The following is a 26,888-nucleotide window of genomic DNA, read 5'->3' as shown; positions in this document are numbered from 1 at the left end:
CCACCGAGGGCTATCATGAATCTCTCCAAGTTCTTCATCGACAGGCCGATCTTCGCAGGCGTCCTGTCGCTCTTCATCCTCATCGCGGGCCTGCTGTCTATGCGCGCCCTGCCCCTGTCGGAATATCCGGAAGTCGTGCCGCCGCAGGTCGTCGTGCGCGCCGTCTATCCGGGCGCCAACCCGGCCGTCATCGCCGAAACCGTCGCTGCGCCCATCGAAGAAGCGGTCAACGGCGTCGAAAACATGCTCTACATGTCGTCGCAAACGACGACCGACGGCGTCATGACCCTGACCGTCACCTTCAAGCTGGGCACCAATCCGGACCTGGCCCAGCAGATGGTCCAGAACCGCGTCAGCCAGGCCGAAGCCCGCCTGCCGTCCGACGTGCGCGCACTCGGCATCGTCACCCAGAAAAACCAGACCTCGCTGCCGCTGGTCATCCACCTGATTTCGCCAAACGGCCGCTACGACGCGACCTATTTGCGCAACTACGCCATGCTGAACGTCAAGGACCGCCTCCAGGCCGTCAAGGGCGTGGCGCCGATCCAGATGTTCGGTGGCGGCGATTACGCCATGCGCGTCTGGCTCGATCCGCAAAAGGTCGCCGCGCGCGGCCTGTCCGCCGGCGACGTCACCGAAGCCATTCGCTCCGAAAACGTCCAGGCCGCGGCCGGCATCATCGGCGGCTCGCCCGCCCTGCCCGGCCAGGCGCTGCAGCTGTCGGTCAATGCGCAAGGCCGCCTGAAGTCCGAAGAGGACTTCCGCAACATCATCGTCAAGACCGGCACCGACGGTTCGGTCACGCGTCTCGGCGACATCTCGCGCGTCGAGATGGGCGCATCGGATTATTCGCTGCGCTCGCTGCTCGACAACAAGCAGGCGGTCGCAATCCCAATCTTTGAAAATCCCGGCGCCAACTCCTTGCAGATGGCCAAGGACCTCAAGGCCATCATGGCCGACCTGAAAAAGTCCATGCCGGAAGACGTCGATTACCGCATCGTCTACGACACCACCGAATACGTCCAGGAATCGATCGACTCGGTCATCCATACCCTGCTCGAAGCCATCCTGCTCGTCGTCCTGGTCGTCATCCTGTTCCTGCAAACCTGGCGGGCGTCGATCATCCCGCTGCTGGCCGTGCCTGTCTCGGTCATCGGCACCTTTGCCGTCATGCATCTCTTCGGCTTCACCATCAACGCCCTCACCCTGTTCGGCCTGGTGCTGGCGATCGGTATCGTCGTCGATGACGCCATCGTCGTGGTCGAAAACGTCGAGCGCAATATCGAAGCCGGCAAGACGCCGCGTGAAGCCACCTATCAGGCCATGCGCGAAGTCTCCGGCCCGATCATCGCCATCGCGCTGGTGCTGGTCGCGGTCTTCGTGCCGCTGGCCTTCATCACCGGCCTGTCGGGCCAGTTCTATCGTCAGTTCTCGCTGACCATTGCCATCTCGACGGTGATTTCGGCGGTCAATTCGCTGACCCTGTCGCCGGCCCTGGCGGCCCTGCTCCTCAAGGACCACCGCACGCCCAAGGACGGCCTGACCCGCTTCATGGACAAGTGGCTGGGTGGTTTCTTCGGCGGCTTCAACAAACTGTTCCGTAGCGGTTCCGACCGCTACGCCAACAGCCTTGGCGGCGTCGTCAAGCGCAAGGGCCTGATGTTGGGCCTTTATGCCGGCCTGGCCGCGCTGGCCTTCGTCATGTTCAACGTCGTGCCCGGCGGCTTCATCCCGCAGCAGGACAAGGCCTATCTGGTCGGCATGATCCAGCTGCCCGAAGGCGCCACGCTCGACCGCACCGAGGCTTTGAGCCGCAAGGTCGGCGAAATCGCCCTCAAGCAACCGGGTGTCGCCCACGCTATCCAGTTCCCCGGCCTGTCGATCAACGGCTTCACCACCTCGTCGTCCAGCGCCGTCGTCTTCCTGTCGCTAAAGTCGTTCCATGACCGTCATGGCGATGCCGAAAGCGCCGGCGCCATCGCCGGCGCCCTGAACCAGCAGTTCGCCGGCATCAAGGGGGCCAATGTCATCGTTTTTCCCCCGCCGCCCCTGATGGGTCTGGGCCAGACCGGTGGCTTCAAACTTCAGCTCGAAGACCGCGCCGGCCTCGGCTACGCCGAGCTCGACAAGGCCACCAAGGCGCTGGTCGCCAAGGCCTACCAGACCAAGGAACTGGCCGGTGTGTTCAGCGGCTTCCAGATCAATACGCCGCAGATCTATGCCGACATCGACCGCACCCGTGCGCGTCAACTGGGCGTCTCGGTCAGTGACATCTTCAATACCATGCAGGTCTATCTCGGCTCGCAATATGTCAACGACTTCAACCGCTTCGGCCGCACCTACTCGGTCCGTGTCCAGGCTGACGCTGCCTATCGTGCCCAACCGGAAGACATCGGCAACCTCAAGGTCCGTTCGAACACCGGCGAGATGATCCCGCTGTCGGCCGTGCTCAATGTCGACCCCAGCTTCGGCCCGGTTACAGCCAGCCGCTATAACTCCTACCTGTCGGCCGATATCTCGGGCGGTCCCGCCCCCGGCTATTCCTCCGGCCAGGCCGAAGCCGCGATTACCAAGATCGCCGCCGAAGTCCTGCCGCAGGGGATCGCCTTCGAATGGACCGACCTGACCTATCAGCAGATCCTGGCGGGTGACTCATCGACCCTGATCTTTGTCCTGGTCATCCTGCTGGTCTTTCTTGTGTTGGCTGCCCAGTACGAAAGCGTCGTCCTGCCGGCTGCCATCATCCTGATCGTGCCGATGGGCCTGCTGTCCGCCATGGTCGGTGTCTTCCTCAGCCAGGGCGACAACAACATCTTCACCCAGATCGGCCTGTTCGTTCTGGTGGGGCTGTCGGCCAAGAACGCCATCCTGATTGTCGAGTTCGCCCGCGAACTGGAACTGGCCGGCTTCCCGCCCGCTAAGGCCGCCATCGAGGCCTCACGCCTGCGGTTGCGTCCGATCCTGATGACCTCGATCGCTTTCATCATGGGCGTGCTGCCGCTGGTCACCAGCCAGGGCGCGGGCGCCGAAATGCGCCGGGCCATGGGCGTGGCGGTCTTCGCCGGCATGATCGGTGCGACCCTGCTGGGCCTGTTCCTGACGCCCTTCTTCTATGTCCTGCTGCGCGCCATCAGTGGCAACAGGCCGCTCAAAGCACACACCTCGACACTGGGGCTGGAGGATGCGCATGCCGCACCTGCTCCCGCCGCCCAACGTCACACCGAGGAGGCATAAATGTCCCGCTTAATCGTCTCTCTTACCCTGGCAGCCGCACTGTTAAGCGGCTGCGCCTCGGCCCCGCTCGAAACGGCTTCGGTGGCAACACCGGCCGCTTTCAAGGGCCAGACTGCGACCGGCCCTGCCGCGCAGGTACAACAGGCCGGCGCCTGGTGGCTGGTCTTTTCCGACCCGGTCCTGACCGAGCTGGAAGCCAAGGCCTCAGGCAACAACGGCGATATCCGTATCGCCGCCGCCCGGCTGACCCAGGCGCGCGCCCTGCTGAAATCGGCGCGCGCCGACCTGTGGCCGCAAGCAGGCGCTGGCCTGACCGCCGCACGCTCAACGGCGCAGCAAACCTACCCCAAGGCGGCCAACGCCTATGACCTCGGCCTCGACCTCAGCTACGAGATCGACGTCTTCGGGCGGCTGTCCAAGGCATCCAAAGCCGCAAAGCTCGACGCCGATGCGACCGCAGCCCTGCTGAACGACACACGGCTTATCATCCAGTCGCGCGTCGCCCAGACCTACTTCGCCCTGCGCACCCTCGACGAAGACCGCGCCATCGTCGCCGACACGCTCGACGCCTATCGCGCCAGCCTGAAGGTGACGCAGCGCCGCTACGAAGAAGGCGATGTGGCACAGCTCGACGTCGCACGCCTTGAGACCGAAGTGGCGCGCACCCAGTCCGAGGCCTATGCCCTGGATCAACAGCGCGCCAACCTGACCAATGCCCTGGCGGTGCTGATCGGCGAACCAGCGACAACGTTCGAACTGGCTGCGTCTTCATGGGGTACCCAGCCCTGGGCCAGTGCCGTGCCGGTCATCCCAGCAGGCGTGCCGTCCCAGGTCCTGCAACGCCGGCCGGACGTCATCGCCGCCGAGGCCTCGCTTTATGCTGCGCAAAAAAGAGTCGGCGTGGCTAAAGCCGCGTGGTTCCCGACCTTGCGGCTGACGGCGTCCGGAGGCTATGCCTCAAGCGATCTCGACACCCTGTTCGACAAGGGCATGGAGGGCTGGTCATTGGCCGCCATCCTGACCCAGGCCGTGTTCGATGGCGGCCGCAGGAATGCCGGCGTCGACTACGCCAAGGGCGGACTGGACGGCGCCTTTGCCGGCTATCAGCAGCAGGTCCTGGTGGCGTTCCAGGACGTTGAAAACCAGCTGTCCGACCTCACCTACCTGCAACAGCAGCAGGGCGCCGAAGCCCAGGCTGTCGACGCGGCGACCCGGGCGCTTGCCCAGTCGCAATCGCGCTACAAGAATGGCCAGTCGTCGCAGCTGGAGGTGCTGGACGCCCAGCGCCAGCAGCTGGCGATCCGGCGACAGGCACTCAGGGTCCGCGCGGCGCAGTATCAGTCCACGGTGGGCCTGATCCGCGCCCTGGGCGGAGGATGGCAGGGCTAAACGCGCTTCGTTAAAAAGCACGACCCGCCATCGCGGGCTGGAGGCCTCCCGGCAACTCCAGCCCGTTTTTTATTTTATCGCGCCGGGCATTCCCATTTCACCTGGCCGTAAGAGCGATTTACAATCCTGCGGCGACGGGGCAAGTATTTGGCAATGTCTAGATCCTCCCCACATTTGCTCGATTCCCGATCGGCCCGCGCCATCAGCGCCGGTCTGCGCAACCCCCGACTGATGACCGCTGCCGTGGCGCTTCAGGAGAACCGTATCGACGCAGCCGAGCCCTTGTTGCGGGCGCATCTGAAGGACAATCCGTTCGACGTGGCAGCCATCCGCATGCTGGCCGAGGTCGCCGCGCGCATCGGCCGTTATCGCGACTCGGAAAACCTGCTGCGCCGGGCGCTGGAGCTGGCACCGGGCTTCGGGGCAGCACGTGCCAACCTGGCGACCGTCCTCTACCGTCAGGGCCGCCCGGCCGACGCCATTGCCGAACTCGACCAGTTGATGGGTGACGCCATCGACGCCGAGACCTTCGGCGCCGCCAATCTCAAGGCGGCCGCTCTTGGTCGCATTGGCGAGTTTGAGGAAGGTATTGCCATCTACGAGGCGCTTCTGGCTGAACAGCCCAACCAGCCCAAGGTGTGGATGAGCTACGCCCACGCGCTGAAAACCGTCGGGCGGACGGATGACGGCGTCAAAGCCTACCGCCGGGCGCTGGAGATCGCACCGCACCTGGGCGAAGTGTGGTGGAGCCTGGCCAATTTGAAGGTCGTGCGTTTCGCCGGCGATGATATTGCCGCCATGGAAAAGGCTCTGGCCGACCCGGAATTGAGCGACACCGACCGGCTGCATCTCGACTTCGCGCTCGGCAAGGCGCTGGAGGACCGCAAGGACTATGCAGCGTCGTTCGCGCACTATGACAGCGGCAATGCAATCCGCCGCAAGACCAACACCTACAAGGCCGATGACACGGCGGCCTATGTCGATGAATGCATCGCCCTGTTCACGCCTGAGTTTTTCGCCGAACGGCACGGCTGGGGGTGCGAGGCCTCAGACCCGATCTTCGTGGTCGGCATGCCGCGCTCGGGCTCGACCCTGATCGAGCAGATCCTGGCGAGCCACAGCCAGATCGAAGGCACGCAGGAACTGCCGGACATTCCGGCCCTGGCCCGGCGCGGCGGCAACTATCCGCAGCGGCTCAAGGACCTGCCGCCAGAGCGCTTCCGCGAACTGGGCGAAGAGTATCTTGCCCGCACCCGCATTCATCGCAAGACCGGCCGGCCGCATTTTGTCGACAAGCTGCCCAACAACTGGGGTCATACCGGTTTTATCCGGCTGATCCTGCCCAATGCCACGATCATAGACGCGCGCCGCCATCCCCTCGCTTGCGGCTTTTCGAACTTCAAGCAGCACTTCGCGCGCGGCCAGGACTTCAGCTATTCACTCGATGACATGGGCCGGTATTATGCCGACTATGTCCGGCTCATGAAACACTTCGACACCAGCTTGCCAAATTTTGTGCACCGCACAATTCACGAGCAGTTGATCGACAATACCGAGGGAGAAATCCGCGCCCTGATTTCAGCGTGCGGGCTGGAATTCGAAGAGGGCACCCTGCGCTTTTTCGAAACCGAGCGCGCTGTTCGCACGCCCTCGTCCGAACAGGTCCGACGCCCGATCAATCGCGATGGAACTGATACCTGGCAAGGCTTTGAGCCGTGGCTAGAGCCGCTGAAGCAGGCGCTGGGCCCGGTACTGAATGCCTATCCAGAAGCACCATAACACCGTTTCCCTGGCGTCAATATTCGCCCTCCACATTCATCCGTATACAGATAAATGTGCAATTGCACGATCGTGGCAAAAGTGACACGGTATTGTCACGACAATCCGGTTGCCTCGCATACCAATTGACGCGTGATCACAATACGCCTCTATCCTCCGCATTAAGCAACAATGCGGGGTTATCATGCGGTCACGCACACTTACGGCAGCACTGCTGTCCACCACCATGCTGAGTGCCCTTCCGGTTCTGGCGCACGCGCAGGCAGCGCCCGCCGGCGAAGACCAGGGCGAGGTCATCGTCACGGCGCAAAAACGCTCCGAAAAGCTCCAGACCGTGCCGATCAGCATCCAGGTGCTGGGCACCAAGAAGCTGGACCAGCTCAATGTCGCCGACGTCAACGACTATGTCGCCCTGCTGCCGTCGGTGTCGTTCCAGAACAACCCCTATCAGGGCTCAAGCCTCTATTTCCGCGGCGTGGCCTCGGGCGGCGACGGCAACCACTCGGGCTCCCAACCTTCGACGGGTGTGTATCTCGACGAACAGCCGGTAACGACGATCGGCGGCGCGCTGGACGTCCACATCTATGACGTCGAGCGCATCGAATCCCTCGCCGGACCGCAGGGCACGCTCTACGGCGCCTCGTCCGAAGCCGGCACCATCCGCATCATCACCAACAAGCCGACGCGTTCGGGGACTTTCGGCCGCTTCGACGTCGAAGCCAATTCGGTCGCCCATGGCGGCACGGGCGGCAAGCTGGAAGGCATGTTCAACACGCCGATCGGCAATAATGCCGCCTTGCGCCTCGTCGGCTGGGCCCAGCACGACGCCGGTTTCATCGACAATGTCCCCGGCACGCGCGCCTTCCTGCCGGTCCCGGGCGGCATTGTCGTCGACAACGACGCATTCGTAGAAGAAGACTATAACGACAAGGATATTGTCGGCGGACGCGCCGCCCTTTTGATCGACCTGAACGACAACTGGACCGTCAACGCATCGCTGATCGGCCAGGACGCCAAGCGCAACGGCGCAGGCGGCTTTGACGAAAGCGTTGGCGACCTGGCCGTCCAGGCCTTTTTCCCGCAGTCGGGCCACGACCGCTTCGCCCAGGCCGCCCTGACGGTCCAGGGCAAGGTCGGCATTTTCGACGTCACCTATGCCGGCGCCTACATGGAGCGCAAGGTCGACACCGAATCCGACTACACCGACTACGCCGAAGCCTATGACCAGCTCTATTCGGGCAGTGGCGGCAATGCCGGCTATTTCTATTTCTACGACAATAACGGCGATGTCACCGATCCGCGCCAATGGATCGTGGCCAAGGACAAGTATACCAAGACCAGCCACGAACTGCGCTTCGCGACGCCGGGCGAGGAACGCCTGCGCTTCGTCGGCGGCCTGTTCTTCCAGCACCAGACCCACGACATCCTGCAGGACTACCAGGTGCCGGGCCTGGCTGCCGCCGTATCGGTCAATGGCCATCCGGGCACGCTGTGGCTGACCAAGCAGGAGCGGATCGACCGCGATAGCGCCATTTTCGGTGAGCTAAGTTTCGATATTACGCCGGACCTGACCCTGACCGCGGGTGGCCGCGCCTTCAGCTACGACAATTCGCTGATCGGCTTCTTCGGCTTCGGCCTCAATCCGGACTTCGTCAATGGCGCCCCGCCCAATGCCGTCTATGGCTCATCGGGCGCGCGCCGCTGCTTCACCACAGATACCGTTGGCGCCGTCAATCCGCGCGATCCGACCGGTACCTGGATTGCTGCCGCGGTCGAAGGCTCGCCCTGCACCAATCTCGGTGTCCAGAACGCCGACAAGTCGGTCAGCCCCAAGCACGCCAAGGGCGACGGCTTCTCACCCAAGATCAACCTGACCTGGCGCACCACGCCTGACACCATGATCTACGGCACCTATTCCAAGGGCTTCCGTCCGGGCGGCATCAACCGACGCGGCACGGTCGCGCCGTATGAGGCCGATTTCCTGACCAATTACGAGTTCGGCTGGAAGACCAGTCTGTTCGACAAGAAGGTCCGCTTCAACGGCGCTGTCTTTACCCAGCAATGGAAGGACTTCCAGTTCTCCTTCCTGGGCGCCAACAGCTTCACCGAAGTGCACAACGGACCAAACGCCACGATCAACGGCATTGAGACGGACGTCGTCTGGCAAGCCAGCGACCGCCTGACCATTACGGCCAGCGGCGCCTATACCGACGCCAAGACGACCGAAAACCTGTGCGGCTTCCAGGACGATAACGACCCGACCTGCACCGGCGTCGTGACCACCTATGAGACGCGCTACGATACCGGCTCGCCCGTCCTGACCCCGACAGACAACGACAACTACATCGCCGCACCCAAGGGTACGCGCCTGCCCATCACGCCGGAGTTGAAACTCAGCGCCGTCGCCCGCTACGGCTGGGAGATGGGCAAGTACGCGCCGTACTGGCAGGTGAAGGTCGCACACCAGTCGGACGCCACGTCGGACATCCGCACCCAGGCGATCGAGATCGGCACCTTTGCCTTCGTCAATCCGGCGGACAAGATCGGCAAGCTGAAAGGCTATACGACGATCGACTTCGCTATTGGCGCCACATGGGACAGCTGGACGGCGGAACTGTTCCTCACCAACCTGACCGACGAGCGCGCGCAACTGGGCCGCTATCAGCAATGCGGCTCGTGCTACGAACGCAACTACGTCATCACCAATACGCCGCGCACCTTCGGGTTCAGGCTGGGGTCGAAGTTCTAAACCCCTTCGACAAAACAGGAAAAAGGCGGTTCTGTTTCAGAGCCGCCTTTTTATTTCCTGCGGGCCAGGCGAATCCCGCGCAGAATAGTCACGGCTGGAACAAGGTGTGTCCCGCCTGAAGCATCTGCCCCACGATCTCTGGCCGGTGGCAAAAAGACCTGTTGCTGTAACCGAACATTGGTATATTCCGTGCTCGTAGTGCATCTCATGCCATGCCGGGAAAGGGCTATGCGGTGTCGACCAGTCGCTTGGATAGCAGTCGGTTAGATGGATGGAAGTCCATCGGCGCGCACTTCGGGCGTGACCGGACAACTGTGATGCGCTGGGCGCGTGAACGCGGCCTGCCCGTCAAGCGCATTCCGGGCGGCAAAACCGGTACCGTCTATGCGGTCAAGGAAGAGCTCGACCGCTGGGCCGCCAGCCAGTCCAATCTCAGCGAAGACGGCGCGGAGACGTCTGCCCCACCCGCCGGGTTTCACCTGACAGCGCGGCAAATGTGGATCGGCGGCGTCGCCGCTGTCGTCCTGGCCGCCATCATTCTCTCAACGATCCTGATGGGCCGTCCCGCACCATCGCACACCGCCCTGCCTTCGGACCCTGCCGTCAGCGCCACCTATCTCAAGGCGCGCGACGACTGGGCCCAGCGGACACCGGAACGCCTGGCCGCCGCCATAGCCGGTTTTGAACTAACGACGCGCCGCGATCCGCGTTTCGCGCCCGGCTGGTCGGGGCTGGCCGACGCCTACCTGCTGTCGCGGGAGTTCGGCGCCATGGCCGACCGCGACGCCTTTCCAAAGGCCAAGGCCGCCGCCGAACGCGCCCTTACGCTCGACCCCAACCTGCCGGGCGCGCACCGGGCGCTGGGCTTTATCCTCTACTGGTGGGAAGGCAAGCCTGCCGAAGCTGGCCGCGCCTTCCGCCGGGCGCTGGAACTCGATCCGTCGTCCGCGCAGAGCCATTTCTGGTATGGCAACATCCTGGCTGACAATGGCCAGCACGTCGCCGCGCAAAAGGAGCTCAACGCCGCCCGCCTGATCGAGCCCGGATCGGTGGCCATCCAGACCGACGTCGCCTGGGCACGCTGGTCGGCCGGCGACGAGGCCGGTGCACAGACTGCGCTGACCGAACTGGCCAGGACCCACCCCGACTTTCCGGTCATCCACGACTGCATGTCCGAGATGGCCCTGGCTGACGGCGACTATGTCGGCTACGTCCAGTCCTTGAGCGAACACGCGCGCCTGCGCCAGGACGCGGAGCTTATGGGTCATGCTGCGCGCCTACGCGATGCGCTCAAGGTCGGGGCGACCGAAGTCCAGCGCATGCTGATGGCGCGCGCCATGGCCGAGGTGGCCGCCGGCACACGGCGTACCCACGCCTGGCCGGTCTTTCTGGCCTCGGTGGCGCAGGATCGCCAGCAAACCCTGACCCTGCTCAAGGCCGCCGACGCGCGCGGCGAGGTCTGGGGTGACGCCGGGGTAACGGCGCGAATCCTCCGGCTGTGGATGGGTGATGCCGAGATCAGCCAGTTGGTCCGGCGGCGCAAGGCAGCGTCGGTGATCTGATTCACGCCCGCACCTCCGTTTACGACGGGGCGGAAGCCACCACAAACCCTTGTTTGCAACACATTGCGACATGGCTATGTCGCCAAAAAGCGCTCACGTTTTCAGGGACTTGCAACCCCCGGACCGTGGAGCCGTGACGCATGGCCAATCCCACCGCCAGACTGACCCGCAGGGCGCTGATCGGCGCCGGAGCGACTGCCATTCTGGCGTCAGGAACGGCCAGGGCCGCTGCGCGCTTTATCCCCTATGCGAACGTCAAGGCGGCCCTGCAATTGCGCCAGACCGGACTGTTCCGCATCGCCGAACTGGGCGTCATCGAGACGCTTCTGCTGTGCGTCAACGGCGCACCCATAGAGGTCCACGCCCGGCGCAATGGCATCTATCAACGCAAGGACGCTGCGCGGTCACAAAGCGTACGTAACGTCGCGCCGGTCGACTTCAACCGGCTGATCGCTGCCGCTGGTGGTCTCGACACCGGCGTCAACGGCACGGCGCGCGCTGCCGGATTCTACGTCCTCTACAGTGCCATGGCCGTGCTGGACCCTGCCGACGCCTTCACCGTCGTGCCGGTGGCGGGGGACACGGCGACGCGCCTGTCTTTTTCTACCGATCCGTTCTTCGCCGCCTGGTCGTTCAGCTACGACGCCCGGTCCGGCGCCTACGCCTTCAGCGCAGGAGACATCCGCGCCCACTGGATTCTGGAGGGACATCCATGACCAAGATCGCCATGACCAAGACTACCATGACCAAGAGTGCATCCCATATTCTCGCCTGCACCCTGATGCTGGTCAGCCTGTCGGCCTGCGCCACCACCGGCGGGACCACTGCTGCCGCACATGAGACGGACGGTGGCTTAGATACGGCCGCACGGGCTCTGCTGGCGGGCGACACGGACAAGGCCGTGCGCGGCTTTGGCGATGCAGCCGCGCGCAATCCGTCCGACGCCAACCGCCAGACCCTGCTGGCCCTGGCCTCGCAACAGGCGGCAGGCGGCGACCCTGGCGCCCAGGATGTCGCCACCGCTGGCTACGACATGGCGCTGCGCAGTTCGCAGAACGCCTATTGGGCGGCGGTCCTGGCCGGAAAAGCCGCGCACGATCGTGGCCGCTATGCCCAGGCACAGTCCTACTTCGCCCGCGCCGTTTTGATGCGCCCGGACGACCACCGCGCCCTGCTGTCCCTGGCCATATCCGCCTACCTGGCCGGCGATCCGCAACTGGCGTCATTAAGCGCCGCCCAGGCCGCGCGCTCGCCCGACGCCACCGTGCGGAAGGACGCTCTAAAAATCACCACGCTCGCTTCGGCAGCAACCGGCCGCGATGCCGAGGCGCGCGCGACTCTGGCGCAGTTCCAGGCGCTGGCGCCCGACGAAGCGCCGGCCGTGCTGACACGCATCAACGAACTGACGCGCACAGGTGCCGCCGAGCCCGCCGCGGCAACCATGTCGCAGGCCGCACCCGCCACACCCGACCAGGTGTCCGTCGACGTCGCCATCATCCTGTCGCAGACCTCACAACGCGACAGTATCGGCCTCAACCTGCTGGAAGGCCTGCAGGCGCAGTACGGCTTCCGCGAGGAGACGGTCGATAGCGGCGGCGGCAATATCGCGCGCACAGTGACCCAGGCGATTACCATCCCGCAGCTGACCTACAATCTCAATCTCTTCAATCGCTTCGGCCAGTACTACCAGGTCGTCGCCCGGCCAATGCTGAGCGCCTATCGCGGTGAGCCCGCCGACTTCTTCGTCGGCCGCTCGGCCAAGGTCGCTGTGTCGGGCGTCAACTTCTCGCAACTGGAATCGATCGACATCGGGACCAATGTCAAGGTGACGCCGCTAGACATTACGCCCGAGCGCACCCGGTTGAAGATCGAGGTGACGCGCTCCTTCCTGTCGGGTGAGCCGGCGGGCAATTTCAACGAGTCGGTCAACACCTGGCGCCAGACCGTGTCGACCACGGTCGAGGTCGATTTCGGCAAGACACTGATCCTGTCCGGCCTGTCCGAAAGCGTGCGCGATTCGAGCGCGACCAAGACACCCGTCATCGGCGATGCGCCGATCGTCGGCTCACTGTTCAACCGTCGCATCACCACCGATAAACGCGACGCCGTGCTGATCCTGGTGACGCCGTCGGCCGTCACCGCGTTCGACGCCCGCCCGTGGGCCCGCCCGGCCGATGTCGAGCGCCTGATCGGCCTGTGGAGCACAGTCGTCGCTCCCGGCAGCGATGCCGCCACCATTACCCGGCAGCTGGAACACGCCCGCCTGTTCACGCGGGGCCGTCGCGATGACGCCCGCCTGACCTGGCCCAGCCTGCCGCGCGACCAGGGCGAAATCGTCAAGGACCTGCTTATCCCCTGAACCCTATAAACCGGAGGAAAATGTCATGCGTAAAGTGCTTATCATACCGGCCGTCCTGTCTGCCCTGTTGCCCATAAGTCTGCTCAGCAACGTCCCTGCCCAAGCCAAACAGGAATGCGTCGCCATCATGAAGCTGGTTGGCGTTCCCGCCGACGTCGCCGAAGCCTCTGATGAAAGCGATGGCGACGAGGACGGCGATGGCGACGTCTGGGTCAATACGGGCGGTGGCAAAATGACGGGTTTCATCGACTGCAAGAAGATGCCGGGCGCCAAGAATGGCGATACCTACACCCAGAATTACGACACCGGCAAAACGCGCAAGACCGGCAATGACCTGCACACCGCGCTGATTGGCAATGAGATACGCGGCCGCAGCACCTCAGGCACGTCGCAATCCTCGTCCAGTTCGTCTTCGTCATCGAGCCAGACCGGCGCCAGCCGCCCCGCCACGTCCAACAGTGACGACGGCGCCGCCCCTACCGTCCCAGGCAAGAAGCGCGCACCCACAGCGGCCAGGCAGTAATCATATTCAAATCTCAACAAGGAGATGATCATGCGTACACTGACTATTCTTGCGGGCGCCCTGCTCCTTCCAGCCGTGGCGTCCCAGGCCCACGCCTCCGTCGAAAGCATGGCAACACCGCGCGATGGCGATCGCAACTGCGCCACGGCCCAGGAGAACAATAATTTCGCCCTGTGGCGGCCGGCGAATGGCCGGCTGGTCATCGGTGGCGAAGGCAAGGCGAAGTTCGAGTTCTATGGCCACGGCATCGATACCTCACCGGACGCCCAGATAACCGGGATCAGCGGCGCTTCGGCCCGTCGCGTCGAAGGTCGCGGCGGCGGGGTCAATGGCGCACGCGGCTGCGGTAATATCGGTTCGATCATCGTCGAGATCGACTTGCCGGGCGTCGGTTCCGCCAATAACGGCACCCTGCGCATCGGCAGCGAAACCATCGCCTTCGCCGCTACACCGCGCGTCGCCCAGAATGCCGAATGGGACGAGGCCAACCGCGCGGACGGCCGCGCCTCAGGCGGCACTACTACGGGTAGCGCTGCGCCGCCCCCGCCGCCGCTTCCGACCGCCGGCAATAATAGCAACGCCAACTGTACCGGCCCCGGCTGCCCCGGCCCTTCCAACAGCGTCCAGGCACCATTGTCCTCCGGCACGACGGGGACGAGTCCCGACACGCGCACCCTGCCCCGGTGCGCCGATGCCTACGGCATGAAGGGCGAGATCAGCAATGCCGGGCGAGACCTGACCCTGACCCTGCCGCTGGTTCGCACCGGCGCGATCGAACAGTGCTACAACCGCCATCTGCTGACCAGCTTTGTGACCAAGGGCGTGAATGACGCCACGACCCTCTCCGGTCCGTCACCGACGCTTGGCATGACGGTATCGAACGGGCTCGAAGCCAGCTTTCGCCAACAGGATGGTCGCAAGGACAGGAGTGGGCTGATCACGCTCGACGACGAGGTGCTGAAGACCTTTGTCGGGCGCAAAAGCTTCGACATCGACATCACGCCGGGATCCGGCGCACGGCTGAAATTGACACTGAAGTCCGAGCCCGCCTATGGCCCCAAGATCATCGCCGCGCCGGTCATCAACCCCAATATCGGGCGCTTGAGCTCCGACCTGGCATTGAAGGTCACGACCTACCAGGCGGCGGGCACAGGCGAGACCTTCGCGTGGCGGCTTACGCCCACTGATGGCGCACCCGCCAACTGCTTTACCCAGACTTCAGGTACGCTGACGGCAACCGCAGGCGCGACGACCTTCGAACTACCCTTGCACGCCACAGAAGCGGCGGGATGCACTACCAAGAGCTTCCGGACGACGATCGCGACGGCTTCGGTCGGTTCACCGGCCGGCACGCCGTTTGAACAGTCTGTCACCTTTGTGCTGCAGCCTTTGACGACAGTCCGCGTCCCGAACCAAAATACGCCGCAGGTCACCCGGCCAAATTTCTAAGGCGATATGCCAAGAGCCGTGGGCTGTGAATACAGCCTCTATGGCGGTCCTCATCAAGGGGGCCGCCAGCAGATAAAAGCGAGACAGCATCTCCGCATAACCGCTCTTTAATGGACAGCATGACGCCGCCACACCTTCGCGGCAAAAAACCAATTTAATAAATGCAGGTAATGAGGCTATTATCCGGAAATTACAGATGGAATAGTTCGTCGCCGGACCATGGATACTGACACAAACCATAAAGCAGCCCGACGTGGCCGCAATGTAGTGACTATCCATGATGTAGCCAGGCATATCGGCGTGTCCTCCATGACTGTGTCGCGGGTGATCAACGGCGAAAAGAATGTGCGTGATGAGACGCGCCAAAAGGTCCTGGCGTCGATCAAGGAACTGAACTACGCACCCAGCCCGACAGCGCGCACCCTGGCCACCCGCGAAACCATCCAGTTGGCCGTCCTGTATTCCAATCCGTCAACGGCATATCTCAACGAAGTCCTCCTCGGTGTTTTGATGGAAAGCGGCCGCTGCGGCTGCCGCGTCAGCCTTCAGCCCTGTCCGGACGTTGACGGGGCTGTAGACGCACTGGAGCATTTCAGCCGGTCGGGCATAGACGGCGTCATCCTCCCAGCGCCACTATCCAACTACAACCGAGTCGCGACGACACTCGAGACCCTGGGCCTGGCTTCCGTGGGCATTGCCGCCGCGCAGCAACCGACAGGCCGCACCATTGTCAGCATCGACGACCGCGCGGCCGCCTACGCCATGACCATGCGGCTGATCGCGCTTGGTCACACGCGCATCGGGTTCATCAAGGGACACCCGAACAACCGGGCCAGCGATTTCCGCGCCGAAGGCTTCATGGCCGCCATGAACGCGGCCGGCCTCGACGCCGATCCGGAGCTGATTGTACAGGGCTATTTCGATTATCATTCCGGCTTCAAGGCATCGGCCGAGTTGCTGGGACTGGCCAAGCGTCCGACCGCCATATTCGCCTCCAATGACGATATGGCCGCCGGCGTCCTGGCTAACGCGCACAGTTTCGGCATTTCGGTCCCCGCCGAATTGTCAGTCGTCGGCTTTGACGACACCACTGTCGCCACTACCGTCTGGCCGGAGCTGACCACGGTCCGCCAGGCGACAAAGGACATGGCTGTCCGCGCCGTCGATCTTGTCCTGCAACAGATCCGCGCCCAACGCAGCGGCATGGATTACGAGCCGACCTGGGAAATGCACCCCTTCGAAATCGTGGAACGCATGTCGACGGCGCCACTGGCAAAGGCCTAGGGCATTTCCCGGCCCAGATGGGCAAAGCCTGATTGTTTTTTCAACAACTTACAAACTGAACCGGCTCCTGCACCCGAGGTCCATGGCGATGTCCTATGCCGGGCAGGTCATGTTATAACATGGTGGCTTTGCGACGGCGTTCGTCCCGTGGCAACAGCCATTTCCCGGTCGCGACGCCTGCCCATTTTTGCTGGAAGGCTTTGCTGTATTCGGATTCCGAGGCACATCGGAATACTGGAGGCAGGTTTTCGCGAAATTGTTATCCCATATTCTTCCCCGTAAATAAAAGCTTTCAATGTGTCCGATTTTCAGGCTTTATACTCATACAAATATTCGTCTGGTTCGTTAGCACCTGATCATGCTGCATAAAAATTTGAAAATGGCCAAGTCCGAGAAGGTTGGTACCGGTCACATCATGACCGATTACCCACCTCTGCCGCGCCTTTCAAACCTTATCTCGCAGCAATTGGGGGTCGATATCGTCAGGGGGCTTTATGCCCCCGGCGAAGCCCTGCCGACCGAGATGACCCTTGCCAAGCATTGGAATATTTCGCGCTCGGCGGTCCGTGAAGGCATATGCGTCCTGTCCTCCAAGGGCCTGGTGGAAACGCGGACCAAGGCCGGGACGATCGTAACCGAACGGGCACGCTGGAACCTGCTCGACCCGCTCCTCCTGTCGTGGATGCGGCTCAGCGATCCGGACGAGCCGTTTATGCGCGCGCTGCTCGAGTTGCGATATATTATCGAACCCCAGGCCGCCGCCCTGGCCGCGAAGCGCCGCAGCGACGAGGACGTCGAGGCTTTGCAGAGATTTCTGGAGGTAATCCAGTCGCAGGGCCGCACGGAGGAAGCCGCACGACGCGCCGACCTGCAGTTTCACACCACGATCCTGAAGTCCGCGAAGAACCAGACCTTCGTGCCGCTGATCGATCCGATCGAAGCGTCGATTAGCTGGTCTCAAACCTACCGCGCCGCGCTTAATGTCGATGTCCGCAGCTCGGCCAGCAGCTATGCCCGCATCGTCGAAGCCATCGACCGCCAGGACGACGCCGAAGCCAGGTGGCAGATGGAAATGCTGATCCGCTCCCTGATGACCATTGTCGGCACTCAGCAACGGCAAGCCCCGGCAAACGCGCCGCACGTTCTGACGGCCTGACCGCCGGCATTCCGGCGCTGCCAGATACGGGCATTTCGAATAGTCGCAGCGGCAGGCGTAGCCAGACCCGCCGCTGAAAGCGCAAGCTGTACGGCGTGTTTTGCGCCGCACAGCTTCGCCGCATCATTGGGCCGCGATATTGACCTCGTCTTCGGCAGTCCACAGGCCGCTCATCTTCCATTGCTGCTCCAGCACGCCCGGACCATAGGTCTTGGAGCCGCCCAGCGTTTCGGCGATGGCTTGCAGGCGTGCGCCCTCTTCCAGATTCACGATGGTGTTGGCCAGCGACAGGATGCCCTTGCGGCCCCACACGGTCGAGCCGCCATTGGCTTCCAGGATAGCGAAATGGCTCTTGTCTTCTTCCAGGCGCTCCAGAATGTAGTTCGCCTCGCCCTGACGGCGGTCGATATAGACCGGGAGTTCGCGGATGCGCGTCCAGCGCTGGACCGGCACGTAAGAGATCTTCAGCGGGCGATGGGCCTGCGACCAAGCGCCAAGATAGACCGAGTGGACGTGGCTGACGGTCGTGATGTCGTCGTGCTTGCGGAAGATCGGCAGGTAACGGCCACCGCCGCCGGCGTTCTTCGCTTCGCCGTAAACCAGGTTGTTATCGAAGTCGTAGACGGCCGGCTTCAGCTCGGCGTCGGGCGCGAACGGACCGGGATAGCCGATCGAGACGATCAGCTGTTCGCCGGGCACGCGCTCGACGAAGTTGACCGTGCCGGCCGGCGAGATGGTGTGGGTGTCGCGCAGGCCCCGGAACGCCGTGGCGGCGTCCTTTTTGACCTGTTCGACAAAAGCGAGAACGGTTTCAGACAGTTGGGTCATGGGAAAATTCCTTCATGAGCGATATCCGAAAAGTGTGAAGCGGCTTTCGGATCAATATCGCGACAAAAAACAAGTTATTCAGCAGCAATGGACAGGCTGGCCTGGCGGCCACGGACGAGCGGCAGGACTTCTTCGCCGACACGGTAGGCTTCTTCGAGGTGTGGCGTGCCGGCCAGGATGAAGCCGTCGGCGCCGAGGCCGATCAGTTCATCAAGACGGGCGGCGCATTGCTCATAGGAGCCGACGATGCCGAGCGCCGGGCCGCCGCGCAGCAGTGAGAAGCCGGTCCACAGGTTCGGCCCGATGATCAGGTCGTCATAGTGTTTGGCGTCAGAGGCCTTGAAGGCGGCCTGACGCGCGGCGCCGACCGAATCCGACGCCTGACGGAAGCTGTCGCTGCGCTTGTGCGCCGTAGCTTCGAAACCGGCTTTGGCATCGGCCCAAGCCTCTTCTTCGGTCGGGCGGGCGATCAGGTCGACGCGGATCGAGCACTTGATGCGGCGCCCCAGGGCATCGGTCTTTTCCTTGACGGCGGCAAACTTGGCCTTCAGTTGCTCGAATGGTTCGAGCCACGTCAGGTAGAAGTCGGCGTGTTTCGAAGCCGAGGCCAGCGCGGCGTCCGATGAGCCCGAGAAGTAGATTTCCGGCAGGTCGGTCACCGCCAGGGCAGGCGGAAGCGCGCCGCCTTCGACGGAATAAAAACGGCCGTCATAGCTGAACGGGCCATCCTTCCAGACGCCCTTCAGGATATCGAGGAACTCGGTAGTGCGGCCATAGCGGTCGTCGTGGGCGAAGCTGTCGCCCCACCACAGTTGTGACGGGCCACCGCCACCGGTGATGATGTTGAACAGGGCCCGTCCGCCGGTGGCGCGCTGCAGCGATGCCGTCAGGCGCGCGGTTTCGACCGGATTGATAAAGCCCGGCTGGAAGGCGATCATGAAGCGGAAGGTCTTGGTTTCCCGCGCCAGGTGCGATGAGATCACCCACGGATCATCCGTCCCCGGAAAGCTTGGGATCAATCCGCCGTGGAAGCCCGAAATTTCGGCCGCCTTGGCGATCTGGGCGACGTGGTCGATATAGCTGGTGCCATCGGCGACACCGTCGTAGAGGCCGGGCGCCTGATTGCCTTCTCTGAGCGGCACCCAGTCGCCGCGCGACAGGTCGGGATTGCGGACCGAAGACGAGCAGCCGTGGGTCGGCAGACGCCAGAAGAAATCGATTTGGGAAGACATGTTGCGTTCCTTCCTTAAGCCGCTTGACGTTGAGATTGGCGCACCAGCGGCAGGACGTGCTCACCGATGCGATAGGCGGTCTCGATGCTGTTGGGAGCGAAGAGGATGAAGCGGTCGGCGCCGAGGCGCGCCAGTTCCGAGGCGACACCGGCGAAGTCGCCGGCAAGCGTGTCCGCGTCCTCGCTGAAGCCGGCGCGTTCCGCGTCGGTGCGGGCGCGGTCGGCGTCATCGTGGGTAAAGACGCGCGCCTTGACGGCGATCTTCACGGTCCGGCCGAGCTCGGCAGCCTGCGCTTTGAGCGTCGCGACACGCGCTTCGAGATCGTAGGTGCCAAGCGCGAAAACATGGACATCGGCGTGTTTTGCCGAGACGCTAAGCGCCTCGTCGCTGCCACCCGAAAGCGTGATTTCCGGCAGGTCGAGGCTGCTCAAAGGCGCATCAAAGCCACCGTTGAGCACTTCGAAGAACCGCCCCTTGAAGGTAAATCCGGTCTGGCTGGCGACGCCCTTCGACACCGTCAGGAACTCTTCGAGGCGCGCAGCCACGTCTGCATCGTCAACGAAGTCGCCAAGTGCGCGGCGGGCGGCACCATCGGTCGCGCTGGCCAACGCCCAGCCCAGGCGATTATTGCTGTAGCGCTGGAAGGTCACGGCTTGCTTGGCGGCATAGACCGCCGAACCGAGGCCGGGGCTGAATTCAATAACCAGCTTGGGCCGCCGGACTTCGCGGGCGATGGCGCCAGCAACGATCCACGACGATTCCCCGTCGATGTCGTCCGGAATGCTGAGGCCATCAAATCCGGCCAGTTCAGCAGCGCGGGCGATCTGGCTCAAATAGTCGAAATTGTTGAACCGGTCGCGACGCAGATCGCGGATGGTGGCGTTCGGCGTAGGGCGCGCATTACGGCTAAGTTGGTCGAAGGCGCCAGAGCGGTTGTCGCCGGCGACCGGCAATTGCCAATAGAATTCGGTCATGGGGAACCTCACGCGGTTTCGAAGGTGGGAAGAGACAGGGGCTCGGCCAATGCCGCTTTCAACGGCGCATGGACGATCCAGTCAGCGACATCGACGGGCGCGCTGATCAGGCCATGGCGGCGCAGGAAGTCAGCCTGGTTCTGGAAGGCGGCGACGCGCTCAGGCGCCAGGCTGACGTCGAAGCTGCGCGCCAGTGTGTCGCCATAGCCCTGGCGCACCGCATCGGCCGCCGTATTGGTCTCGGCGGCGACAATGTCGGCGACGCGGTGCGGATTGGCCCTGGCCCAGTCAGAGGCGTAGTTCAGCACCTGGAGGTACAGCGCCACCAGTTCCGGCTTGTCGTCGAGGAAGTGACGATGCACCGTGATTGGCCGCGGCGTACCGTTATTGATGCGCAGGGCCGGATCTTCGAGCGTGTTGAGATCGAGCACGACCTCAAGCCCGTGCTTTTCCTTCAGGGCCACGGCAGGCGCACCCTTGGCGTAAATAAGGTCGACCTCGCCGCTCAGCAGAGCCTCTTCGCTGGCCTGCGACCACGTCCCTCCCCGGCGTTGGCCGTTCCAGTTGACCTCGGGCGCCACCAGCTCTTTCAGGACAACGTCACCCAGGGTCAGGCCGGCCAGTTTCAGCGCGGTGTCGTAGCCACGCAGGGCCATGGCGCGCCAGATATCGACGGCGCCTGGCGCATTCGACAGGCCCAGCACCTTGCCGGCCAGGGTCTCAGGCGTCAGGTTCGCACCCGGGCGCGCCAGCAGAAGCTGGACCTCATCGACCCAGGTCAGACCGACGACGACCGTATTGTCGTAGCCCTTGGCCGACAGGTTGCGCGCACGATTCCAGAAAGCGGGAACATTTCCGCCTTCGCGGAACAGGGCTTTCAGCTCGTGATGGAAATGCTGGGCGCGCAGGTTCGGGTCATTGGTGTCCTGAAGCGTATGGACCTGGTAGTTGCGTTTGGCGAAGACGTCGGCGAACCAGCGTTGATTGAGGCCGATGGCGGTCGCCGTCGGCACCGGGCAGCGGGTGATCCACAGGGTATCGGCGGGAACAAGCGGGGGAAACAGGCTCATTCGGACTCTCCTTGGAACTGGCCTTGATGGATGAAGGTGTGCAGGGGGCGTCGGGCAGACGGCGTTTCCTGCGCGTGGAAGTTTTCGGGCAGGTCGCTGAGACCTGCGCGGCGGCCGATGGTGACAGCGACGTGGGCGGCATAGGTCTCAGGGAAGTTCAGAACCTGCGGCGCTGATTTGTGGTCGAAGCCGCCGATCGCTCGCGTGGCATAGCCGAGCAGGTGCGCCTGATGGGCAAAGGCCGACCAGGCCGCGCCGGCGTCAAAGGCATGGCTGTTGACCTGGACGGTCTGACCGTTGAAGACGAAGTCCTTGCGTGACAGGACGAAGATGATGGCTGAGGCCTTGTGCGCCCAGCTCCGGTTCTTTTCGTTGAGCAGCCCCAAAAGCTTGGCGAAATCGTCGCTGTCACGATGCGCGTAGACAAAGCGCACCGGCTGGGCATTAAAGCCGGACGGCGCCCAGCGGGAGGCTTCGAAACAGGTCAGGAGATCGTCCTGCGGGATCGCCTCCCCCGTCAGGGCACGCGACGACCAGCGCTCAACGAAGGACGAATGGACCGGATGATCGGACCGGCGGGCAGTATCGGCAGTATCGAAGCTCATTATTCCTGATCCTTGCGCAGCTGGACGACGGAGCTGGTTTCGACCGGTGGATTGGTCAGCTCAGCCAGGATTTCGTCCTTGAGACGGTGGAGAACGGGGGACGCGCGGTCGCGCGGATGGGTCAGGCCGACATCGACGGTGTGGACGATGCGGCCGGGATTGGCCTGCATGACCACGACGCGGTCGCCGAGATAGATCGCCTCTTCGACGTCGTGGGTGATCATGATCATGGTGGCGCCGCTGCTGAGCCAGATGCGTTGCAGCTCGGTCTGGAGGTGGACGCGCGTCAGGGCGTCAAGCGCACCGAACGGCTCATCGAGCAACAGGACCTTGGGTTCATTGACCAGGGCACGGGCAATCGCGGCACGTTGGGCCATACCGCCGGACAGTTGATGCGGCCAAGCCTTCTCGAAGCCTTTCAGACCGACCAGAGCGATGTGTTCGGCAACCAACTTGGCCTTGGCGGCCTTGGAGAGCGGCCGGTTGGTCAGGGCCAGGGCGACGTTCTGCTCCAGGGTCATCCACGGGAACAGGCGGTGATCCTGAAAGACCAGGCCGCGTTCCAGCGAGGTGCCGGCGACGCGCTGGCCGTCGAGCGTAATGACGCCTTCATAGGTGTCGTCGAGCCCGGCGATGAGGCGCAGAAGGGTCGACTTGCCGCAGCCCGACGGGCCAACGATCGAGACGAATTCGCCCGGATTGACGTTGAGGTCGAAGCCCGACAGCACCTTCAGTTCGCGGTCCTTGAACTGGAACTGCTTGCGGATCCCTTTAAGTGTCAAGGACCCTGTCGGCTTGGTCGAGGCGGTCAGTTGCGAGGGAGATACGTAGTCCATGGGTCAGGTCCTAACGGAGCGCCAGGCCAGGAGGCGCTGGCTGAGCTGGCGGATAAGCGTGTTAAGGAGGATGCCGGTCAGGCCGACGAACAGGACGCAGACAACGACGATGTCGAGCCGCGCCTGAAGCTGGGCGCTCTGCATCAGCGAGCCGAGGCCAAGGCCAGAAGCAAACAGCAGTTCGACGCCTATAGTCGATATCCAGGTAAAGGCCAGGGCCTGGAATAGGCCGGTGAAGATCGACGGCAGCGCGGCCGGCAGACGCACCTTCCAGAAGGTCTGCCAGGCCGTCAGGCGATAGACCCGGCCGACATCGAGCAGCGCCGCATCGGCCTGCTTGAGGCCTTCGAAGGTAAAAAGCACGGTCGGGTAAAAGGCCGACAGCGCCACTATGATCAGTTTCGAGCCATCGCCGGAACCGAACCACAGGCCGATCAAAGGCAGCCAGCCCAGGATCGGCACCTGGCGGAAGCTGTTATAGACGGGCTGAAGCGCCCACTCGACCGGCTTGAACAGGCCCATAAAGGCGCCGACCGTGGTCCCTAAGATGCCGCCGATAAACAGGCCGGCAAAGGCGCGCGTGATGCTGGCGGCATAGGCGCCGGTCAGTTCACCCGAGGTGAAGGTCTCAGTCAGCGCCTGCCAGATCTGCGATAGCGAGACATAGATGTGGGCATTGGTACCGCCCTGTTTCGCCTGATGATCCCACCACAGCAGGAACAGGACCGGCGGGATGAAGCCGAACAGCCAGACGAGATTTTTGGGTTTGAAGAGATCGGTTTTCATGACGGCCTCACGCTGTCTTCCAGCGCAGGGCGCGCGACTGGATAAGCTGGAAGAGGCGATCGAGCCCGAAACCGATGACGCCGGCGACGATGACGCCGACCATGACGATGTCGAGCCGGAACATCTGGCGGCCCATCTCCATCATCTGGCCCAGACCGGAGTCGGCGACGATCAGTTCGGCGGCGACCAGAACCAGCCACGCGCGGGTTAGGCTGAGGCGCGCCCCGGCGAGGATGTTCGGCAGGGTCGCCGGGATCAGGATACGGCCGACCAGAACCCACCACGGCGTCTTGTAAAGCGCCGCCACTTCGAAATGGCTCTTGGGCAGGCCCTTGATGCTGTCATAGGCAGCCAAAGCGACCGGGAAGAAGGCGGCCTTGGCGATGATGACGACCTTGAAGACCTCATCGATACCCAGCAGCAGGATCAGCATCGGAATGAAGGCCAGGACCGGCACCTGACGCAAAGCTTGAAAGGTTGGCCCGAAGATGCGCTCGACCGTCTTGGACAGAGCCAGCGCCACACCGAAGGCCAGGCCGAAGGTGGCACCAAAACCGAAGCCCCAGCCAAGACGTGTAAGGCTTTCGGACAGGTGGCGTTGCAGCTCACCCGTGGCGACGATCTCGCCAAAGGCGGCAACGACTGCGGCCGGCGACACCAGAACTTCAGGCGGAAAAAGTTTTAGCGCGGTGACGACCTGCCACAGCAGCAGGAGGGCCAGGGGCGAGCCGACCGACAGGATGACGCGCCAATTGAGTTTGATATCAGGCATCGGGGTTTGTTCCCTTGATGACGAAGTAGAGGACGGCAGCGGCCAACCACAGGACGGGTAGCCACAGGAGGTAGACGGTCTGGATGGCGACGACCTTGGAGACGAAGCCGCCGGCCAGGGCGCCGAGGCTGGAACCCGTCATCGAGGACAGGTTGTAGAGGCCGGAAATCTTCGACTTTTCGCCGGGGTGGTCGCTGAGCAGGCGCATATTGACGAGGTGGACCAGCGAAGATGCTGCGCTGAGCAGGACCGCGCCCGACGCCAGTTGCCCGAAGCTCTGGGCGGTGCCGAGCAACAGCAAGGCCGCCGTGGCCAGCATCAGCCCCCCGCCGTAGGCAAGCCATTTGTTGAGCCCTTGCGTCAGGCGGCCGGCGCCGAACAGGGCCAGCACGGTCGTGGCGCCGTGGAACAGCATGATGTGCACGCCGTCTTCCTTGGTCAGGCCGTGGATCTGGGCGGCGACGATGATGACAAAGGCGCCAAACAAAGACCCGGTCGCCGACGAGATGAACTCGATCAGGCAGGATTCCGAGACATTGCGGTTGCGCAGCAGGGTGCGGGCTTCGTCGTAGATGTGCCCGGCCGTCAGGCCCTTTTGCGGAGGCGCGGCTTCGTCGGTGAAGAAGTAGAGCGAGCCGATCGCCATGACGCCAAACAGGGCGGCGATAACGACAAAAGCCCAGACGTAGTTGACGTTGGCGACGAGGACAGTGGCCAGCGCCGGACCGATCAGGGCCAGACCCGCCGTCAGTGCGCCGCGATACCACCCGGCCTTGCCGACACCGATGCGTTGCAACTGAGCCAGGAAGGTCGAATTCATCGACACGATACGGAACGGAATGCACAGGCCGATGGTCAACCGCGCCACGGCCAGGGCGATCCAATTGCCGGCAAACGGCATCAGCAGATTGGCGATCAGCGGCCCGGTCGAGGCGACGGCGTAGACGCGACGGGCGCCGAAGCGGGCGATGACAAAGCCGGCCGGCACGGTGACCAACACCATGCCGATCGATTCCATCGCCATGATCAGGCCGATCTGGAAGGCATCGGCGCCGATCGACAAGGCAAAGAACTGCGTCACCACCTTACCAAGACCAATCGAGATGCCGCTGATCAGGGCCAGAGTCGTAAAGCCCGCCAGGAAGCTCCACGGCGACGGCCCGGCCTCAGCCGTCACAGCAATCGCATCCGGGGCTACGGGGTCGGCGCTCATACCGCTGCCACCGGGGTTTCCTTCCAGAAACCCTTCAGGCCCAGTTCGTCGAGGCCGGCATTGATAAAGCGCGGATCGACAAAGTCGCGCGTCGCCACCTGGTTCTGCACCAGCTTGTTGGCAAAAGTGTATTTCGACACGTCGTCGAAATGGCTGACGAAGTTGCGGTCGATAACCGGCGAGAAGTTGTCGCGCCATTCTCCGCCCTTATTGGCCAGGTCGCGCTCAACCACGGAGGTCGGATTATTTCCGCGCGACGCCAGTTCCAGATAGGCCTGACGGTTTTCCGGCTGCGCTGCCCAATGCGCGGCCTTGATGTAAGCGTTGACAACGCTCTGGGTCAGTTCGGGATGCTCATTGGTAAAGGCGGTGCGTGCGAAGATACCGGTGCGCATCTTCCAGTCGGGATTCTGCGTCGTCGACCAGATGATCCTGCCGGCGCCCTTGTCTTCCTGAAGGATGGCTTCGGACAGGGTAAAGACGGCATCGACCTTGCCCGCCGCCAGCGCCGAATAGGCCGCCTGAGGGTTCAGGTTGTAGATCTTGAAATCGTCAAGCTTCAGGCCCTTGGAGTCGAGAAGCTTGGCAAGCGTGAGTTCCCACGGGCGGCCACGATGGATAGCCAGCGACTTGCCCTTCAGGTCCTCGATCGAGGTGGCGTTCAGGCCGTTGCGCACGATCAGGTAGGCGTTATTGCCTGGGCCCGATGAGGTGATGGCGCGGATGTCGACGCCGCCAGACTTGGCGATCAGCGCCGGGAAGTCGCCATAGCCGGCAAAGTCGATGCGCTTGGCGGCGAAGCTTTCGTTGATCAAAGGCCCGCCGACCGCCGTCGACACCGGGAAGAAGGCCAGTTTCACGCCCTTGTCGGCCAGTGTTTTTTCCAGCCAACCCTGTTCGATGACGACCTGGGTCAGGCCGTTATAGGTCTGCTTGCCCTGAAAGGGGTAGGAGATGGCGGCGATGGTTACGGTCTGCGGCAGGGCGGACGCCGTTTTCACGGCGCCCCCCTTGTTTTCGCAGGCGGTCAGCGCCGCCGTAGTGCCCATCAGGCCCGCTATGAAGGTACGTCTGAGCATTGCATTCTC

The 26,888-nt window shown here is 63.3% G+C and carries 21 protein-coding genes; 11 read left to right on the top strand and 10 right to left on the bottom strand.

The features are described from left to right. Positions 1-15 precede the first annotated feature (15 nt). The 11 genes from AC1DON_RS05920 (at position 16) to AC1DON_RS05870 (ending at position 17,484) form a co-directional block, all read left to right on the top strand. Positions 16-3,234, top strand: coding sequence for an efflux RND transporter permease subunit (locus AC1DON_RS05920; protein ID WP_476933829.1), 3,219 nt, complete (start codon positions 16-18; stop codon positions 3,232-3,234). Beyond that, positions 3,235-4,623, top strand: a complete 1,389-nt coding sequence (locus AC1DON_RS05915) for an efflux transporter outer membrane subunit (RefSeq protein ID WP_476933828.1) — start codon at positions 3,235-3,237, stop codon at positions 4,621-4,623. It begins immediately after the preceding gene. Between the two features lie 153 nt (positions 4,624-4,776). Further along, a complete protein-coding gene (locus tag AC1DON_RS05910; RefSeq protein ID WP_476933827.1) occupies positions 4,777-6,402 on the top strand; it encodes a sulfotransferase family protein in 1,626 nt (541 codons plus the stop codon). 184 nt (positions 6,403-6,586) lie between these two features. After that, on the top strand, positions 6,587-9,151 hold the full coding sequence (locus AC1DON_RS05905; RefSeq protein ID WP_476933826.1) for a TonB-dependent receptor: 2,565 nt from the start codon (positions 6,587-6,589) through the stop codon (positions 9,149-9,151). A gap of 317 nt (positions 9,152-9,468) precedes the next feature. Beyond that, complete coding sequence (locus tag AC1DON_RS05900; RefSeq protein WP_476933825.1) at positions 9,469-10,713, top strand: tetratricopeptide repeat protein; 1,245 nt, start codon at positions 9,469-9,471, stop codon at positions 10,711-10,713. A gap of 140 nt (positions 10,714-10,853) precedes the next feature. Beyond that, the gene (locus AC1DON_RS05895) at positions 10,854-11,429 is read left to right on the top strand and encodes a hypothetical protein (RefSeq protein ID WP_476933824.1); all 576 of its coding nucleotides are present in this window, start codon (positions 10,854-10,856) and stop codon (positions 11,427-11,429) included. Beyond that, a complete protein-coding gene (locus AC1DON_RS05890) occupies positions 11,426-13,072 on the top strand; it encodes a secretion protein (RefSeq protein ID WP_476933823.1) in 1,647 nt (548 codons plus the stop codon). The genes AC1DON_RS05895 and AC1DON_RS05890 overlap by 4 nt, the downstream gene beginning before the upstream one ends. 25 nt (positions 13,073-13,097) lie before the next feature. Further along, entirely contained in the window at positions 13,098-13,595 is a 498-nt protein-coding gene (locus tag AC1DON_RS05885) for a hypothetical protein (protein ID WP_476933822.1), read from the top strand. A 30-nt stretch (positions 13,596-13,625) separates the two neighbouring features. Then, positions 13,626-15,044 carry a hypothetical protein gene (locus AC1DON_RS05880; RefSeq protein WP_476933821.1) on the top strand — a complete coding sequence of 473 codons (1,419 nt, stop codon included), beginning with the start codon at positions 13,626-13,628 and terminating at the stop codon, positions 15,042-15,044. Positions 15,045-15,263: 219 nt separating this feature from the next. After that, positions 15,264-16,328: a LacI family DNA-binding transcriptional regulator gene (locus tag AC1DON_RS05875; protein WP_476933820.1), complete on the top strand. Its 1,065-nt coding sequence runs from the start codon at positions 15,264-15,266 to the stop codon at positions 16,326-16,328. Between the two features lie 379 nt (positions 16,329-16,707). Further along, a complete protein-coding gene (locus AC1DON_RS05870) occupies positions 16,708-17,484 on the top strand; it encodes a FadR/GntR family transcriptional regulator (protein ID WP_476933819.1) in 777 nt (258 codons plus the stop codon). Between the two features lie 123 nt (positions 17,485-17,607). On the opposite strand, the gene AC1DON_RS05865 is transcribed toward AC1DON_RS05870, so the two are convergent. The 10 genes from AC1DON_RS05865 to AC1DON_RS05820 all read right to left on the bottom strand — a co-directional run bounded on the left by AC1DON_RS05865 (position 17,608) and on the right by AC1DON_RS05820 (position 26,879). Next, positions 17,608-18,312: a class II aldolase/adducin family protein gene (locus AC1DON_RS05865; protein ID WP_476933818.1), complete on the bottom strand. Its 705-nt coding sequence runs from the start codon at positions 18,310-18,312 to the stop codon at positions 17,608-17,610. 74 nt (positions 18,313-18,386) lie between these two features. Then, on the bottom strand, positions 18,387-19,544 hold the full coding sequence (locus AC1DON_RS05860) for an LLM class flavin-dependent oxidoreductase (protein WP_476933817.1): 1,158 nt from the start codon (positions 19,542-19,544) through the stop codon (positions 18,387-18,389). Positions 19,545-19,558: 14 nt separating this feature from the next. After that, a complete protein-coding gene (locus AC1DON_RS05855) occupies positions 19,559-20,518 on the bottom strand; it encodes an LLM class flavin-dependent oxidoreductase (protein ID WP_476933816.1) in 960 nt (319 codons plus the stop codon). 8 nt (positions 20,519-20,526) lie between these two features. Beyond that, positions 20,527-21,588: an ABC transporter substrate-binding protein gene (locus AC1DON_RS05850; protein WP_476933815.1), complete on the bottom strand. Its 1,062-nt coding sequence runs from the start codon at positions 21,586-21,588 to the stop codon at positions 20,527-20,529. Then, positions 21,585-22,193: a nitroreductase family protein gene (locus tag AC1DON_RS05845; protein WP_476933814.1), complete on the bottom strand. Its 609-nt coding sequence runs from the start codon at positions 22,191-22,193 to the stop codon at positions 21,585-21,587. The genes AC1DON_RS05850 and AC1DON_RS05845 overlap by 4 nt, the downstream gene beginning before the upstream one ends. Beyond that, positions 22,193-23,029, bottom strand: a complete 837-nt coding sequence (locus AC1DON_RS05840) for an ABC transporter ATP-binding protein (protein ID WP_476933813.1) — start codon at positions 23,027-23,029, stop codon at positions 22,193-22,195. Before AC1DON_RS05840 ends, AC1DON_RS05845 begins: the two co-directional genes overlap by 1 nt. Positions 23,030-23,032: 3 nt before the next feature. Further along, positions 23,033-23,815 (bottom strand): ABC transporter permease, encoded by a 783-nt coding sequence (locus tag AC1DON_RS05835; protein WP_476933812.1) that lies wholly within the window; start codon positions 23,813-23,815, stop codon positions 23,033-23,035. A 7-nt stretch (positions 23,816-23,822) separates the two neighbouring features. Further along, positions 23,823-24,587, bottom strand: a complete 765-nt coding sequence (locus tag AC1DON_RS05830) for an ABC transporter permease (protein WP_476933811.1) — start codon at positions 24,585-24,587, stop codon at positions 23,823-23,825. Beyond that, positions 24,580-25,800 carry an MFS transporter gene (locus AC1DON_RS05825; protein ID WP_476933810.1) on the bottom strand — a complete coding sequence of 407 codons (1,221 nt, stop codon included), beginning with the start codon at positions 25,798-25,800 and terminating at the stop codon, positions 24,580-24,582. Before AC1DON_RS05825 ends, AC1DON_RS05830 begins: the two co-directional genes overlap by 8 nt. After that, a complete protein-coding gene (locus AC1DON_RS05820; protein ID WP_476933809.1) occupies positions 25,797-26,879 on the bottom strand; it encodes an ABC transporter substrate-binding protein in 1,083 nt (360 codons plus the stop codon). Before AC1DON_RS05820 ends, AC1DON_RS05825 begins: the two co-directional genes overlap by 4 nt. Positions 26,880-26,888: the final 9 nt, after the last annotated feature.

The sequence above is a fragment of the Asticcacaulis sp. P4_H10 genome, assembly GCF_056400965.1.
The sequence above is the reverse complement of the archived record's forward strand: the minus strand, read 5'-3'. Positions and strand labels throughout refer to the sequence as shown.